The 15,561-nt window shown below is 67.4% G+C and carries 12 protein-coding genes; 10 read left to right on the plus strand and 2 right to left on the minus strand.

Annotated elements, in window-relative coordinates:
* Nucleotides 1–65 precede the first annotated feature (65 nt).
* From AB0F44_RS11535 to AB0F44_RS11570, 8 genes are all read left to right on the plus strand, one after another.
* On the plus strand, nucleotides 66–2,585 hold the full coding sequence (locus AB0F44_RS11535; RefSeq protein ID WP_357355480.1) for a calcium-binding protein: 2,520 nt from the start codon (nucleotides 66–68) through the stop codon (nucleotides 2,583–2,585).
* Between the two features lie 99 nt (nucleotides 2,586–2,684).
* Nucleotides 2,685–3,377 (plus strand): peptidoglycan-binding domain-containing protein, encoded by a 693-nt coding sequence (locus tag AB0F44_RS11540; RefSeq protein ID WP_357355482.1) that lies wholly within the window; start codon nucleotides 2,685–2,687, stop codon nucleotides 3,375–3,377.
* A gap of 415 nt (nucleotides 3,378–3,792) precedes the next feature.
* The gene (locus tag AB0F44_RS11545; protein ID WP_357355484.1) at nucleotides 3,793–5,871 is read left to right on the plus strand and encodes a calcium-binding protein; all 2,079 of its coding nucleotides are present in this window, start codon (nucleotides 3,793–3,795) and stop codon (nucleotides 5,869–5,871) included.
* Between the two features lie 61 nt (nucleotides 5,872–5,932).
* Nucleotides 5,933–7,204: a serine--tRNA ligase gene (gene serS, locus AB0F44_RS11550; protein ID WP_357355486.1), complete on the plus strand. Its 1,272-nt coding sequence runs from the start codon at nucleotides 5,933–5,935 to the stop codon at nucleotides 7,202–7,204.
* Nucleotides 7,201–8,058, plus strand: coding sequence for an HAD family hydrolase (locus tag AB0F44_RS11555; protein ID WP_357355488.1), 858 nt, complete (start codon nucleotides 7,201–7,203; stop codon nucleotides 8,056–8,058). Before serS ends, AB0F44_RS11555 begins: the two co-directional genes overlap by 4 nt.
* 156 nt (nucleotides 8,059–8,214) lie before the next feature.
* The gene (locus AB0F44_RS11560; RefSeq protein WP_357355490.1) at nucleotides 8,215–8,727 is read left to right on the plus strand and encodes a GNAT family N-acetyltransferase; all 513 of its coding nucleotides are present in this window, start codon (nucleotides 8,215–8,217) and stop codon (nucleotides 8,725–8,727) included.
* Nucleotides 8,724–9,524 carry an HAD family hydrolase gene (locus tag AB0F44_RS11565; protein ID WP_357355492.1) on the plus strand — a complete coding sequence of 267 codons (801 nt, stop codon included), beginning with the start codon at nucleotides 8,724–8,726 and terminating at the stop codon, nucleotides 9,522–9,524. The genes AB0F44_RS11560 and AB0F44_RS11565 overlap by 4 nt, the downstream gene beginning before the upstream one ends.
* Nucleotides 9,521–10,135 carry a hypothetical protein gene (locus AB0F44_RS11570; protein ID WP_357355493.1) on the plus strand — a complete coding sequence of 205 codons (615 nt, stop codon included), beginning with the start codon at nucleotides 9,521–9,523 and terminating at the stop codon, nucleotides 10,133–10,135. The genes AB0F44_RS11565 and AB0F44_RS11570 overlap by 4 nt, the downstream gene beginning before the upstream one ends.
* Here the strand turns inward: AB0F44_RS11570 and AB0F44_RS11575 are convergent.
* Nucleotides 10,098–10,985, minus strand: coding sequence for a sterol desaturase family protein (locus AB0F44_RS11575; protein WP_357355495.1), 888 nt, complete (start codon nucleotides 10,983–10,985; stop codon nucleotides 10,098–10,100). The two genes, AB0F44_RS11570 and AB0F44_RS11575, sit on opposite strands and share 38 nt — an antisense overlap.
* A gap of 73 nt (nucleotides 10,986–11,058) precedes the next feature.
* Between AB0F44_RS11575 and AB0F44_RS11580 the strand changes: the two genes are divergently transcribed.
* Both AB0F44_RS11580 and AB0F44_RS11585 read left to right on the plus strand, forming a co-directional pair.
* Nucleotides 11,059–11,700, plus strand: a complete 642-nt coding sequence (locus AB0F44_RS11580) for a TetR/AcrR family transcriptional regulator (RefSeq protein ID WP_357355497.1) — start codon at nucleotides 11,059–11,061, stop codon at nucleotides 11,698–11,700.
* Nucleotides 11,697–12,965, plus strand: a complete 1,269-nt coding sequence (locus AB0F44_RS11585) for an alpha-hydroxy-acid oxidizing protein (RefSeq protein ID WP_357355499.1) — start codon at nucleotides 11,697–11,699, stop codon at nucleotides 12,963–12,965. Before AB0F44_RS11580 ends, AB0F44_RS11585 begins: the two co-directional genes overlap by 4 nt.
* A 52-nt stretch (nucleotides 12,966–13,017) precedes the next feature.
* On the opposite strand, the gene AB0F44_RS11590 is transcribed toward AB0F44_RS11585, so the two are convergent.
* A complete protein-coding gene (locus tag AB0F44_RS11590; RefSeq protein WP_357355500.1) occupies nucleotides 13,018–15,369 on the minus strand; it encodes a hypothetical protein in 2,352 nt (783 codons plus the stop codon).
* Nucleotides 15,370–15,561 lie beyond the last annotated feature (192 nt).

The raw sequence follows: 15,561 nt of genomic DNA on the forward strand, positions 1-15,561 counted from the left end.
TTTCCGCGCATGATTCGGGTCGGCGCCGGCACCCCTCGGTCCCTCGTCGTTGTGAGGTCTCTCTCATGCGCTCTCGCGCCTCCTCGTACGCCCTCCTCGGGCTCTTGTCCGTCCCCGCCGTCGCCCTCGGCGTCGGCGGCCTCCTCGCCGGCTCCGCGGCCGCGGCAGAAGGTGAGTGTGGCGGCAAGCCCGTCACCGTCGACCTGAGCGTCGAGGGTCAGGCACCCACTGAGGGCGACGACGTGATCTTCGTCCCGGCGGCTGTCTCCGTCGATGCCTTGGGCGGAAACGACACGATCTGTGTTCTGGGCGAGGGCACTGCGGACATCGTCGGAGGACTGGGCGACGACACGATCCATGTCCGCTATGGCAACCGTGTCAACGCGGGCGCCGGCAACGACACGATGAGCGGCGACTTCTACACGCTCGACGCAGGTCCTGGAAATGACACGATCCACGCTGGCAAACAACCAGGGCCCGCCTTCCTCGCGGCCAAGGGAGGTGACGGCGACGACACTTTCCATGCGGGATCCACGCGAAGCGCCTTCAACGGGCAGAACGGTGTCGACACGTTCTTCGGAGGTCCTGCCGACGACTACGCGGCCGGCGGTGCCGGAGATGACCGGCTCCATGGTGCCGAGGGAGGCGATTCCCTCCAGGGCGACGGCGGTGCGGACCTCGTCGAGGGCGGTGTCGGTGACGACGACCTGAGGGGCGGGGCGGACGCCGACACTCTGCTCGGAGGCGCCGGTGCGGACTACGTCACGGTGAAGGACGTGGACGCCGCTGGAGATGTCATCGACGCTGGTTCTGCTGACACCGCGGTGGACGAGCTCGACCTACGCCCTGACATCGACTTCACGTCGTCGGTGACCGGCGTCGAACTCGATATGGCGTCCGGCGCGACCAACTGGGGTGCGAGCATGGTCGGGTTCGAATCGGTGGTCGGCACCAAGCACGCCGACGCGATCATCGGCACCGACAGTGTCGACACGATCGATGGCGACGGCGGTGACGACGCCATCGACGGTGGCCTCGGTGACGACACCATCCAAGGCAACGTCGGCAACGACACCATCCGTGGTGGAGGCGGAGCCGACACCATCAAGGGCTACGACGGCAGTGACACGATCGGCGGTGGAGATGGAGACGACACCATCAACGACGGCCGAGGTGACGATGTGGTCCACGGAGATTCCGGTCACGACGTCATAGACGCCTACACCGGGCACGGCGGAGAAATCGAGGACAACCATCTCCACGGCGACGACGGGGACGACACGATCGTGGGCGCGTACTACGGCAACCAGCACGTTTTCGGGGGCGAGGGTGATGACGATCTGAGCGGCGGCGGGGCGTCAAGGGCGACCGTCGTAGGAGGTCCAGGCAACGACACGCTCGCGCTGGGTCGGGGAGGGTCCGAGGCGTACGGCGATGACGGAAACGACACCCTTCGTGCCTTGGAAGGTGGAACGCTCCACGGCGGGGACGGTAACGACGTGATGCACGGCAAGGCGAGTGGCTTCGTGGCGTACGGAGGGGCCGGAGACGACGCCATGTACGGCAGCGATGATTACAACACCATGGACGGTGGCGCCGGGAACGATCGGGTCGAGGGTGGTGACGGCACCTTCGGAGACGAGCTGGCCGGTGGCTCCGGCAACGACACGATCGTGGCTGGAGCGGGCCCCGACACCATCATCGGCGGGGACGGCGACGACCGGATTGACGCGGGCAGTGGTGACGACCGGGTCAACCCCGGTCGCCACAACGACACCGTTGTCGGCGGAGCGGGGTCCGACACGTTGTCCTATGCGGGGTCCGGAGGCGTCACGATTTCACTGGCGACCACCAGCTCTCAGAACACCGTTGGCTCTGGGACGGAGCGAGTCAGCCAGGTCGAGAATCTCAGCGGCTCCTCCTACGCTGATCGGCTCATCGGTAGCGCAGGCGCAAATGTGATCTCTGGTGGTGCGGGTGCGGACACGCTTGTTCCTGGTCTCGGGGACGACATCGCCGATGGTGGCTCCGGGTCGGACACGGTGACATATGGGAACGTCGATCGGGGCGTGCGCGTCACGCTGATGACATGGTCGCGTCAGGACACGGGCGCCGGCCGAGACGCAATCCGTGCTGTCGAGAACGTGACTGGCACCTCATATGCGGACCGACTCGTCGGCAGCGAGGGGCGCAACACCCTCGTCGGCGGATCCGGGAACGACATCATCCGACCGGGCTACGGTGACGACACCGTCGACGCCGGCAGCGGGGTCGACACCGTCAGCTACGAAGACATCGATCGTGGTGTGGGGGTCAACGTGTCCTTGGCGGCGACCTCTCGGCAGCGCACCAACGCCGGCTACGACAAGATCACCTCGTTCGAGAACGTCATCGGAACCACGCGCGCCGACGTCCTCAGGGGGAACGGGTCGGCCAACAAGCTCTTCGGCGACGCCGGTGGTGACAAGCTCTACGGCAGCGGCGGCGCCGACAAGCTCTACGGCGGCACCGGGACCGACTACGGCGACGGCGGATACGGGCGCGACAGCGCCTATTCCGTCGAGCGGCGCGTACGCATTCCGTAGCCCAGAGGTACGGGAGAGGTACGGGTTCGGGCGGCATCACCGGTTCGCGACACTGCCCCTTTCGAGTTCCGAGCACATGAGTCGAGAGGGATCCATACAGTGAAGACATCGGTGCGGTTGCGCATGGGCGGCCTGCTCGCGGCGGCAGCTGTGGCAACGGGCGGACTGGTCGCCGTGGACGCGGGTACGGCGCCTGCGGAGGCCGCGGTCAGCTGCACGATCAGCAGCCCGAAGACCGTACGTCCCGGCAACACCGGCAGCTGTGTGACGCTGCTCCAGAAGGTGCTCGGTGGGCTCAGGCCGGACGGTTCGTTCGGGTCCGCGACCACCGCCCGGGTGAAGGACTACCAGCGCGCGAAGGGGTTGTCGGCGGACGGCATCGTCGGGTCGCGTACGTGGTCGAAGATCAGGGCGGGCATGTCCGGTGCCGGCACGATCGTCTCCTCGAGCGCGACCGCGAACTGGTACGCCTGCGTCATCGTCCGCGGCGGCCAGTCGATCCGCTACACGGTCACCAACAAGCGCAGCACCGGGTGGCAGCAGGCCACGATCATCACCAGCGGCTCCCTGGCGAACCCGCTGATCCGTGGCTCGATCCCCAGCAAGGGCTCGCGCTCGACGGCGTCGAACCCCTCGGGCTTCCCGAAGTACTACGCGACCTCGGCCACCTACGTCACCTACACCGGCGGGACCTACTTCACCAACGACTCCTACGCCTACGACTTCCCCAACCGGACGGTCTACCGCTCGTGGCTGCGCCCGTGCGGCAAGACCAGCCCGGTCTACTGGTGACAAAAGAGTTCGCGACTGACCAGCCGTGACCATGTGGCTGCCGAGGCGGTCATAGTCCTCACCTCGCTGCGGCAGAGACTCTTCTAGCGGATTCGTGACCACCTCGCGCGTTGGGCAGTTGAGCCCGAGGGTGCCGCGGTCCTCGGTTCTGTCGCGCGAGGTGGGCACTGGATTCGGCCGTAAGACTGGTGATTTGCAATCTGCCTTCGAGGCGCTCCAAGTGGTGCTAATTTCGCGTTGCTAGGTGCCATTTCCGGGAGCGGCACGTTCATTGCTTCGTGGATCGAGATCATCCATGCGTGCTTCCCGGTTCGCCCACGTGGCGAGCGTTCTCTTGGCCGCCGCCGGTCTTGTCGCTGCGGGTCTTGGCGTTGCACCTGCTCATGCCGAGGATCTGACCTGTGACGGACGGCCCGTGACCGTCGACGTGGCAGCGGGGGCGACGCCCACGGATGGGCCAGATGTCGTCTGGGTTCCGGCCGGCGAAGGTGCTCCCGTCGACGCGCTGGGTGGCGACGACGTCATGTGCACCGCGCCCGGCTACATCAATCGCCGCTTGAGCGGCGGTGATGGCAACGACGTGCTCCATGCCGGGGACCGGACCGCGAGCCTCGACGGTGGTGCCGGTGACGACGTGATCCACGGGAGCAACTGGCAGGATCACCTCGTCGGCGGGGCAGGCGACGACACCGTCTATGCCGCGGGTGGGGACGACAACATCTGGGGGGACGGGTACACCACGGACCCGGAGGTCGCGCCCGGGGCCGACCACATCTACGGCGGCTGGGGCAGCGACTGGATCTACCGCACAGAAGGCCCTGATTTCATCCGACCTGAGGGTGGCGACGACATCGTCCGCGTGCGAGGCGAACCGGCGGCGTATGACATCGCCGACTCCATCGGTACGGGCGGAGATGAGTTGCACTTGACCGACCTCACGTCCGGTGTCGACTACAACCTGACGACAGGGGCCCTGCGTTCGGGTGGCGTAGAGGCCAAGGTGGAGGGGATGGACAACCTCTATGCGACGGCTTTCGACGACGTGATCAGCAGCCAGGGAACGAACTTCTGGTCCCTGAGCACGGCGGACGGCGATGACACCGTCACGGTGGCTGGCCAGTACTCCCGGATGGACACCGGTGCCGGCGGCGATGTCGTTCACGGCGGTCCCCAACGCGATTCGATAGCTACCGGCGAGGGCAACGACGTCATCGATACCGGTGGCGGTGACGACTCTGTCGACGCAGACGCCGGGGACGACCAGATCGCCACCGGAGAGGGCGATGACCAGGCGTACGGCGGGGACGGTGCGGATCGGATCGACACGGGCGTCGGAAGCGACGAAATCTCGGCAGGCCCGGGGAACGACCAGGTTCAGGCCGGTGACGGCGATGACGATGTGTCTGCTGACACAGGTGACGATCGGATCGACGGAGCGGCCGGGGCAGACGAGATCGGTAGCGGCGCAGGCGCGGACGTACTGATCGGTGGCGAGGGCAACGACAGACTCGCCGCGACCATCGGAACGAGGGTGACCATCGACGGCGGGTCTGGTGACGATCGCATCTCGGGGTCTCCTGGGAACGACGTTCTCCGAGGAGGCTCCGGTCGGAACGAGATCTCGGGCTACAACGGAAATGACCGGCTCGACGGCGGATCAGGCACAGACATCATGTACGGCGGTCGTGGCGCCGACACGATGTACGGCAACGACGGCAACGACTTCCTTATCGCCTATCCCAGTAACAGTTCGCCCGATGACGGAGCGGCCGACTACCTGTCCGGCGGGAACGGGGATGACGAGCTGAGGGCCGGAGGAGGCAACGACCGGCTTGCCGGAAACGGCGGCGCCGATTTCCTCTTGGCCGGCAGCGGGAACGACTCGCTCGACGGCGGATCGGGCAACGACAGCATGGCGGCCGGCCCAGGAGTCGACACGGTGTCGTATCTCGGCGCGACTAGCCGTGTCGTAGCAACGCTGGGTCAAGCGACCGGCGGTGGCGGCAGCGACCGGATGTCGGAGCTGGAGAACCTCACCGGCAGCCGGTACTCGGACGTACTGACCGGAGGCGCGGGCAACAACGTATTGCTCGGCAGCAGCGGGAACGACACCATCCGGCCCGGCGGCGGCGCCGACCGAGTCGATGGCGGAAGTGGCACCGACATGGTGTCGTATGAGGGCCACACCACTGGAGTGACCGTCTCGCTCGCCACGACAGCGCCCCAGTCGACCGGCGCCGGCCGGGACAGCCTTCGGGGCGTCGAGCGCCTGACGGGCACAACGAGAGCCGATGTGCTCACCGGAAACTCTCTGGGCAACGTACTGATCGGGCGAGACGGGAACGACAGGATCTATGGCGGCTCGGGCGACGACCGGCTCTATGGGGACAATGGATCCGATGGCCTGTACGGCGGTAGCGGCCGTGACTACGGCGACGGTGGCACCGGTTCGGACCGTTGGAGCTCGATCGAGACTCGACGCAGGTTGCCGTAGTCGGTTCCCAACACCGATTACTGAAGTGAGATCTGGTGGTCCGGTCGACTAGCCTTGCCGCATGATCGACCCGCGCATCCTCCGCGAAGACCCCGACCGCGTACGTGCCTCGCAAGAGCGCCGTGGCGCGTCCTCCGACGTGGTGGACCGGGCGCTGTCCGCGGACAGCGCCCGGCGCGCGGCGATCGCGGACTTCGAGGCCAAGCGGGCCGAGCAGAAGCAGATGGGCAAGAAGGTCGCCCAGGCCAAGGGCGAGGAGAAGCAGCAGCTCCTCGCCGAGGTGAAGGACCTCGCGGCCGCCGTCAAGCAGGCCGAGGCGGCGCAGGGCGTTGCCGAGGAGGAGTGGAAGAAGGCTCTCAAGGCCATCCCCAACCTCGCCGACGACGCTCCGGCCGGCGGTGAGGATGACTTCGTCCTGATCGAGAAGGTCGGCAAGCCGCGTGACTTCGAGGCCGAGGGCTTCGAGCCGCGTGACCACGTCGAGCTCGGCAAGCTGCTCGGCGCGATCGACCTCGAGCGCGGCGCCAAGGTCTCGGGCAGCCGCTTCTACTTCCTGACAGGGGTCGGCGCGGAGCTCGAGTTCGCGCTGATCAACCTGGCGATGGAGCAGGCCCGTGAGGCCGGCTTCACCCAGGTTATCGCGCCTGCGCTGGTGCGCCCGGAGGCGATGGAGGGCACCGGCTTCCTCGACCAGGTCGACGACGGCGTCTACAAGATCGAGGACGACGACCTCTACCTGGTCGGCACCTCGGAGGTGCCGATGGCGGCCTACCACTCCGACGAGATCCTCGACCCCGACACGCTGCCGCGGCGCTACGCCGCCTTCTCGTCGTGCTTCCGCAAGGAGGCCGGCTCGGCCGGCAAGGACACCAAGGGCATCATCCGGGTCCACCAGTTCGAGAAGGTGGAGATGTTCGTCTACACCACCCTCGAGGAGTCGTACGCCGAGCACCAGCGTCTCCTCGAGTGGGAGAAGGCGTTCCTGGACAAGCTCGAGCTCGCCTACCAGGTGATCGACGTGGCCGCGGGCGACCTCGGTCCGAGCGCGCTGCGGAAGTTCGACTGTGAGGCGTGGATCCCCACCCAGGGGAAGTACCGCGAGCTCACCTCGGCCTCCAACTGCACCACCTTCCAGGCTCGTCGCCTCGACATCCGGGCGCGCACGGAGAACGGCACCACGCCGGTCGCCACGCTCAACGGCACGCTGACCGCGATCACCCGCGCCATCGTCGCCGTCCTGGAGACCCACCAGCAGCCCGACGGCTCGGTGCGAGTGCCGAAGGCGCTGCAGAAGTGGCTCGGCCGCGAGGTTCTGGAGCCGATCCAGAAGTGAGCACGACCGAGAGCACCACCGCCCGGCCCGGTGAGGCCGCCTGGCACCCGAAGCTCGTCGCGCTCGACATCGACGGCACCCTGCTGCGCTGGATCGAGGGCACCGGCACCACCTCCGAGGCGCTCTCGGACAAGGTGCGCGAAGCGGTCCGCCGGGCGTACGACTCCGGCGCCCACGTGGTGCTCTCCTCCGGTCGCTCGGCCCACTCGATGACCGGGATCGCCGACCTGCTCGGGCTCCCGGACGAGGGCGCGGAGCGGTTGTGGATCGTCGCCTCCAACGGGGCGGTGGTGCTTCGCTACCCGCCGGTCGAGGTGGTGCACGAGGAGACCTTCGACGCCCGCGCGGCGGTCGAGAAGATCGTGGAGCGACGGCCGAACGTGCTGGTCGCGGTCGAGAACCGTGGTCTCGGCTACCGGTTCAACCGACCGTTCCCCGAGGGCGAGCTCGACGGTGCGCACCTGATCGCCCCGGTCGAGGAGATGGTCGCCGAGCCGGTGTCCCGAGTGATCATCCGCGACCCCGACGCGACCCCTGAGGACTTCCTCGCCCTCGGCCGCGAGCTCGGCCTGCACGGCATCGACTACGTGGTCGGCTACACCGCCTGGCTCGACCTCACCCCGGTCGGCGTCTCCAAGGCGTCGGGCCTCTCCTACGTCTGCGACCAGCTCGACCTCGAGCCGGCCGACGTACTCGCCATCGGTGACGGTCGCAACGACGTCGAGATGCTCGAGTGGGCCGGTCGCGGGGTGGCCATGGGCAACGCCCCTGACGTCGTCCAAGAGGTCGCCGACGCCGTCACCGCCCACGTCGCCGATGACGGCGCGGCGCTGGAACTCTCCCGCTGGTTCTGAGCCGCGCAGAAGCCCGCCATGGCGGGATTGTGCGGGGTGTCGTCGCTGGTGGGGGCCGCACTTTCCCGCCATGGCGGGAAATGGCGCCGTGAAGCAGACCGAGGTACGGCGATTTCCAGTTGGTTGGTGCGTACCCAGATGGCAGAGTGCCACCTCGTGACTCTTCCCCTCACCGTCACGACGGAGCGGCTGACGCTGCCGTTGTGGACGCGCGCCGACGTCGAGGCCATCCGCGATCCCGACAGCGGGATCGGGCGGCCGCAGAGCTGGCACCCGCAGTTCCCCCGCGAGGACGACCGCGACGCGGCGACGATGTGGATCGAGGGCGACCGGTGGAGCTCCCGCTACATCATGCGCAACGGCACCGTACTCGGCTCGATCGGCTTCTTCGGGCCGCCCGACGTCGCCCCTGACGGCACCCCGGAGACCGAGGTCGGCTACGGCCTGATCGAAGAGGCACGCGGGTGGGGTTTCGCCACCGAGGCGCTCAAGGGTCTGCTGGCGTGCGCGGACGAAGAGGGCGTACGCATCCGGGCCTCTGTCGAGCCCGCCAACGCGGCCAGCCTCCGAGTGCTCGCCAAGTGCGGGTTCACCGAGCTGCGTGGCGCCGACGAGGACGGGCATCTGGTGATGGCCAGGCCTGTGCCCGGTGGCAGAATGGAAGAATGAGGACGCCGAAGCTCGTCGCCACCGACCTCGACGGCACCCTAGTCAGAGCGGACGGTTCGGTCTCGGACTTCACTCGTGGCGTGCTCGTCAAGCTCGAGGAGATCGGCGTGCCGGTCATCTTCGTGACCGGGCGGCCGCTGCGCTGGACCCGTGAGCTCTTCGAGCACATCGGCAGCGTCGGGCTGGCGATCGTCTCCAACGGAGCCCTGGTCTGGGACGTCGCCGCCGATCAGCCCCGGCTCACCCGGCTGATCGAGCCGGCCCTGACCGCCGAAGTGGCGGCGGCGCTGAAGGAGAACGTGCCCGGACTGGTCTTCGCCACGGAGTCGCTCGAGGGATGGTCGTGCGAGCCTGCGTTCGCGACCCACACCTCCGACGCACTCCGGCCCGCCAGGCGCGTCGCGCCGATCGAGGAGCTCGCCGACGAGCCGCTGATCAAGCTGCTCGCCCGCCGTGACGATCACGACGATGCCGACGAGCTGCTCGCGGCCGCGACTGCCGTCGTCGGCGATCGCGTCAACGTCACCCACTCGTCGTTCCCGCTGCTCGAGATCAGCGCTCCCGGGGTCACCAAGGCCTCCACGCTGGAGCTGGTCTGCACCGAGCTCGGCATCTCCGCCGCCGAGGTGATCGCCTTCGGCGACATGCCCAACGACCTGCCGATGCTGACCTGGGCCGGGACCTCGTACGCCATGGCAGACGCCCATCCGAGCGTGGTCACGTGCGCGTCGCATCTCGCGCCCGGGCATGAAGAAGACGGTGTCGCGCGGGTCCTGGCTGGAGTCTTCGGCCTGTGACTGGTTTGATCTTCGCCATGCGCCGCGTCCCCCAGTTCCTCGCTGCCCTCGCTCTTGCGGTGACAGCGGTGGCCACGACGAGCCCCGCACCCGCCTCGGCAGCCCCTGTTACGGCTCCCGCGAAGTGCCCGGCCTTCAAGCTCAGCGACGCGGTCAAGGAGCCGCTGGTCTTCCACGCACGGGTGACCGGCCCCGGTAAGGCCACCAAGAAGGGCGGCCCGGTGGTCTACCCGGTGACCGTCGTCAAGGCGCTCAAGGGAGTAACCGGCGGCAGCAGCCTCGACGTCGCGCTCAACCCCGGCGTGTGCCAGAAGAAGTCGCTGACCGCCAACGAGGACTACTACTTCTTCGTGCAGAAGAAGGGCGACACGATCCTCGCCGCCGGCAGCGCGCCGCGCGTCGAGGAATACACCGACAAGCTCCAGGCCGAGATCGCCAAGGAGTTCCCCGAGGTGATTACCCCCGAGCCTCAGCAGGTGAGCTTCAGCGAGCCCGCGTCTCCCGAGGGTCAGAAGCTCGTCGAGGTCGCTGCCCCGGGCGTCGTGCTCATCGTCGTCGGCCTCCTCGGCCTGATCATCGTGATGATTCTCGGGCGACGGAAGGTCTCGTAGCCTCCGCCGGCACCCACCCCGGCGGCCGGAAGACGTAGCTCAGCTTGAGCCGCCAGCCGTCGGCGCTGCGTACGTCGTTCCAGAGCTCACGGAAGGCGCCGTACTCCAGCCGAAGCAGGTTGTAGGTGTCGACCTTGTAGGTCAGGCCGTACGTCGGGCGCTGTCGCTCAGGCTGGAAGGTGCCGAAGAGGCGGTCCCAGACGATCAGGATTCCGGCGTAGTTCTTGTCCAGGTACTCCGGGTCGGAGCCGTGGTGGACGCGGTGGTGCGAGGGCGTGTTGAGCACGAGCTCCAGGGGCCGCCAGAGCCTGCCGATCGTCTCGGTGTGCACGAAGAACTGGTAGATCAGGTTGATCGAGAAGGCGATGTAGATCGCCGCCGGGGAGATGCCGAGGAACGGCAGCGGCAGGAAGAAGAAGAACTCGAACCACGGGTTCCACTTCTGCCGCAGGGCGGTCGCAAACGTCATGTACTCGCTCGAGTGGTGTGCCTGGTGGGCCGCCCAGCCGACTCTGGTCCGGTGCACGAAGCGGTGGTTCCAGTAGTAGGCGAGGTCGACGATCACGACCGAGATCGCCAGACCCCACCACGTCTCCGGGACCTGCCACAGCGACGCGTAGGCGAAGATCGCCGCGTAGACCGCGAAGGTCAGCACCTTGAACACGGTCATCGACACGATCGAGCCGAGGCCCATCAGGATCGAGGTGCGCGCGTCCTTGAAGACATAGCCGGCCAGATTGTCGTCGTGATCGAGCCATTTCAGCGCCGCCAGCTCGATGAGGATCGAGATCACGAAGAACGGGATGGCGTACGTCAACGGGTTCTTCAACGGGTCGAGCATGTCGTTCATGGGGGACCTCCCAGGAGATATGACCTTGGAGTAAGTTACCTCAAGGTCATATCGCGCCGCTAGACTCTTCGACATGTCACGGGCCAACGCTGGAACCAAGGGCGTCCCACGCGCCGACCGCGAGCTGCAGATCCTGCGGGCCGCCTGCGAGGTCTTCGGCACCATGGGGTTCGCCAAGGCGTCCGTCGCCGGGATCGCGGCCGATGCCGGCATCTCGAAGCCGCTGGTCTACCAGTACTTCGGCTCCAAGGAGGGCCTCTTCCTGGCCAGCTTCAACTACGGCGCCGAGACGCTCGCCGCCGAGATGGAGCGGGTCGCCGCCGACGACTCGGTCGGCGTCGAGCGAGGTCTGCATACGCTCGACGGTCTCTTCCAGACGCTCGAGCCGCAGCCGTGGCTGTGGCGGCTCCTCTTCGACCCGTCAGCCCCCGACGACGGCGAGGTGGCCGCCGCCCGCGCCGTCTACACCGACCGGATCACTCGTCTCGCCGTCGAGGGCGTCGACGAGCTGATGAGGCTTGTCGGCGATGACGATCCCCTCGACGCCTCGGCGCTGACCGCGGTCTGGATGAGTGCGGTCGATGCGCTGATCACCTGGTGGCTCGACCATCCCGGGGTCACGCCCGCTCAGATGACAGAGCGGTGTCATCGGCTGATCATCGCGATCTCCGGCGCCGCGCTGCCCGCGGCGGAACCCAGTAGCCTACGCGCGTGAGTATCGGCAGAGACCTCCAGTCGGCGATCTTCCGCAAAGGCCTGTTCGGCCACCGTCCCGTGGTGCCGACCGAGCCCGCGGCGCTCGCCGAGGCCGCCCATCGGGCGATGAGCAAGGAGGCCTGGGCGTACGTCGACGGCGGAGCCGGCCAGCAGCGCACCGTCGCCGCCAACACGGCCGCCTTCGACCACTTCCGGCTGGTGCCGCGCATGCTCACCAACGTCGAGAGCCGCGACCTGCGCACCACGCTGTTCGGCGTGGAGATGCCGGCGCCGCTGATGCTCGGCCCGGTCGGAGTGCTCGAGCTCGCCCACCCCCGCGCCGAGCACGAGGTCGCCGCGGCGGCCCGCGCGACGGGCATCCCGATGGTGATCTCCACCCAGGCGTCCGTCCCGATGGAGGAGGTCGCCGAGGACCTGGGCGACACCCCGCGGCTCTACCAGCTCTACTGGTCGAAGGACGAGTCGATCGTTGAGTCCTTCGTACGCCGCGCCGAGGCCATCGGCTCCGACGCGCTGGTCGTCACCCTCGACACGCACATGCTGGGGTGGCGTACGCGTGATCTCGATCTGGGCTATCTGCCCTTCGCGCGGGGGCTGGGGATCGCCCAGTACACCTCCGACCCGGCCTTCCGCGCCCTCGTCGAGAAGCGCCTCTCCGGCGGCAGCGGGACGAGCGTGCGCCCCGGGCTGCGGGAGATCCCCTCGGCCCTCACCGCGGTCGCCTCGATGGCCCAGCACCACCCCGGCAAGCTCGTCGACAACCTTCGCTCCGGTCACGCCCGCGCCGCGGTCGAGACCTTCCTCGACGTCTTCTCCCGCTCGGACCTGATCTGGGACGACCTCGACCGGCTGCGGGAGATGACGGACCTGCCGATCGTGCTGAAGGGGCTCCAGGCGCCCGAGGACGCCCGGCGCGCGCTCGAGCACGGCGTCGACGGGATCATCGTCTCCAACCACGGCGGCCGCCAGGTCGACGGCGCCATCGCCTCCATCGACGCCCTGCCGAGCATTGTCGACGAGGTCGACGGCCGCATCCCGGTCCTCTTCGACTCCGGCATCCGCTCCGGCGCCGACATCCTCAAGGCGCTCGCCCTGGGTGCCGACGCGGTCCTCCTCGGCCGCCCTTACGTCTACGGCCTCGCCCTCGCCGGTGCCGCCGGAGTCCAAGCCGTCCTGGAGCACATGATCGCCGAGCTCGACCTCTCCCTCGGCCTCGTCGGCTGCCGCTCGGTCGAAGAGATCGGCCGCGAGCTCCTCGGCTGAGTCCATGTGACGCTGGGAGCGCGCCGAGTCGCGCTCCCAGTTCACGGTCGGATCAGATCGTCTTCGCGTACGACGTGATCGTCTTGGACGTGTAGCCCGTCCGGGAGCCGATCACGGTGACGGTGACCTGCTTGCCGTTCCAGGCCTTCCGGAGGAACAGCGTCGACGACGTACCTCGCTTCACGACCGTCCCGTTGATCTTCCAGACGTACGTCACCGACGAGGGCGACGGCGACCAGGTCCCGCGCACAGCGGTCACGGTGTGGCCGTACTCGACCGTGCCCTTGAGGTAGGGGCGCGGGGCGGTGAACGTGCCGGCGACCACCACAGCCGTCTTCGCGCTGGACACGGTCTTCGTCGTGTAGCCCGAACTGGCCCCCACGACGCTCACCGTGATCTGCTTCCCCCGGGCCGACGCCGGGACGACCAGCTGGTTCGAGGAGCTCGACTTGATCGTGGTGGAGCCCGCCTTCCAGACGTACGTCACCGTGCTCGGCGTCGGCGTCCATGTGCCCCGCGACGCGGTCAGGGTCTTGCCGACCTTGGCGGTGCCGCTGATCGTCGGTGTCGGTGCGACGAACGTCCCGACCACCCTGACGCTCTTCGTCGTGGACCACTTCGGCGCGCCCGGGAACGCCTGATAGGTGTAGGTGAGCGTGTGCGAACCGACAGCGAGCTTCTTCGCCGGGATCGTCACCGACTTCGTGCGAGCGTCGAACGTCGCGCCCCCGAGGACGGTCGAACCTTCGCTGACGGTGACGTTGCCGTACGGAGTGGTCGCGTCGACGCTGAGCGTGATGCTCGACGTGTAGGTGTTCCCGTCGGTGTAGGACGATCCGCCGTTGACGGTGATCGCGGGCGGTGTCGCTCCAGCGCCGTTGCTGACGTCGAACATGTACGTGGAGGTCTGACTGGAGTTGCCCGCCCGGTCGACAGCGCAAGCCACCACACGGTCCATTCCGTACATCGAGTCGTCGTCCGGCGTATAGGAGAACCCCGTCGTAGCAGTGGCGGGAGCTGACGTGCCGGTGGGGCTGCAGTACGCGTCGTCACCTCCTGCGAATCGATATGTGACCACGTCGGCGTCGCCTCCGCTGACCCAGAAATAGCCCGATACATCCGGGCGACCGCGGGGTTCGTCCGCAACGTAGACGGCATCGGCGCCGACGACCGGTGTGATGGTCGGTGGCGCCGGAGCCGTGGTATCCACTCCAAAGGTGCATGTCGCAGAGCCTCCAGCCGTACCGCTGCGATCCAGGGAGGTCACATGGAGGTCGTACAAGTTCCCGTCAGTGAACAGTTCAATGGGAAGACTCACCCCGACACTGGCATCCCCTTTTCTTGCGGGAGCCGTCTTCTCGACGATCGGTGTGCCTTCTGGCGACCGACCTGCGGGGAAGACTCGGAACACGGCCGAGACCCACTCCCCCTCGTAGGCTGCGTCGGAATCAGAGATGAATGCGCTTGTATAGATGTCTCGGTTCAGCCACTGCGGCTCTGACGTGCATGGACCGTCTGTCTCGTACAACCTGCCGATCCGAAGATCGGTGGGGTTGTTCGGTGCACGATTGAAGTAGACCGACAGCTCTGCGGACCGAATGAGGTTCCACCCGCACGCCATGCACGTCTCGTCGGCGGCCTTCAGCCCGATTGTGAGTGGATCAGAGGACGCAGCGTAGCTCCTGGCTACGTCGGTCGCGTCAAGGCGGAAGTAGCCAGTCCAATAGTCATCGCGGTGGCACCCCGTGGGTGCATAACTCTCGGAACCTACTGCCGGGCGTGTCCAGTCGGCCGCGCCATAGATCTCGAGCGTTCCGATCGTGCATGCGTCTTGATCAAACCATCCGATGTCCGCACCGATGAGCAGACGGGCAGAATCGATGTTCTCGGGCTCGAGGTCGGAGAGCAGAACCTGGGTGTTGAACTTCCAGACAAGTCGTTGACTCGAAGGTTCGGCGTCGCACGCACTGAGAATCGTCTCCCCCAACCTCTCGTCCGGCGGCACCTCCGCCGGGTCGCACGCGCCGACCCATTCGCGTTCCGTCATGGGATCCCATGCTGCTGAGCCGGTAAGAGAGTTCTGCACTGTTCCAGTGCGAGGGACGTAGCCCGTCGATGCGAACGCGGTGGCAGCGGTTTCTTCGACGGATGCTGTGGTGTCGAGGCGTACGCGCCCATCCTTGAGAGCCGTGAGTGTCGAGGTGGGGTCCGGCTGTAGGACCGTTACGTCTTCGTCGCAGGCGCGCGCGATCGCTTGTGCATGATCGATCGTCGCGGCCGCCGTCGAGCAGGTGACCTCACGGGTGGAGGTAGCGGCCGAGGCTGGGACAACGACCGAACCGACCGCCAGTGCGGTGACTGCCAGGCCTGAGATCAGCGCACATGCGCGCCGGCGTGGAGACATGGTGAGAATGCTTTCGAGACGCGTCAGCACCATCGTGGGCGCTGCCGAGGTGGGGGGTGGCCGGGCGACCCTGAGCACATACCCCATGAGGCGTATTCGCGCCGGACCGGCGGAATCTAGCATCAGCGGCGCGGCGCTGTCCGGCAGTCGGCGACAACAACGAGTGAGAGCAGGGACACGCCTGGGCCGCGG

Origin of the sequence: Nocardioides sp. NPDC023903, assembly GCF_040639295.1 — a bacterium.
Classification (GTDB): domain Bacteria; phylum Actinomycetota; class Actinomycetes; order Propionibacteriales; family Nocardioidaceae; genus Nocardioides.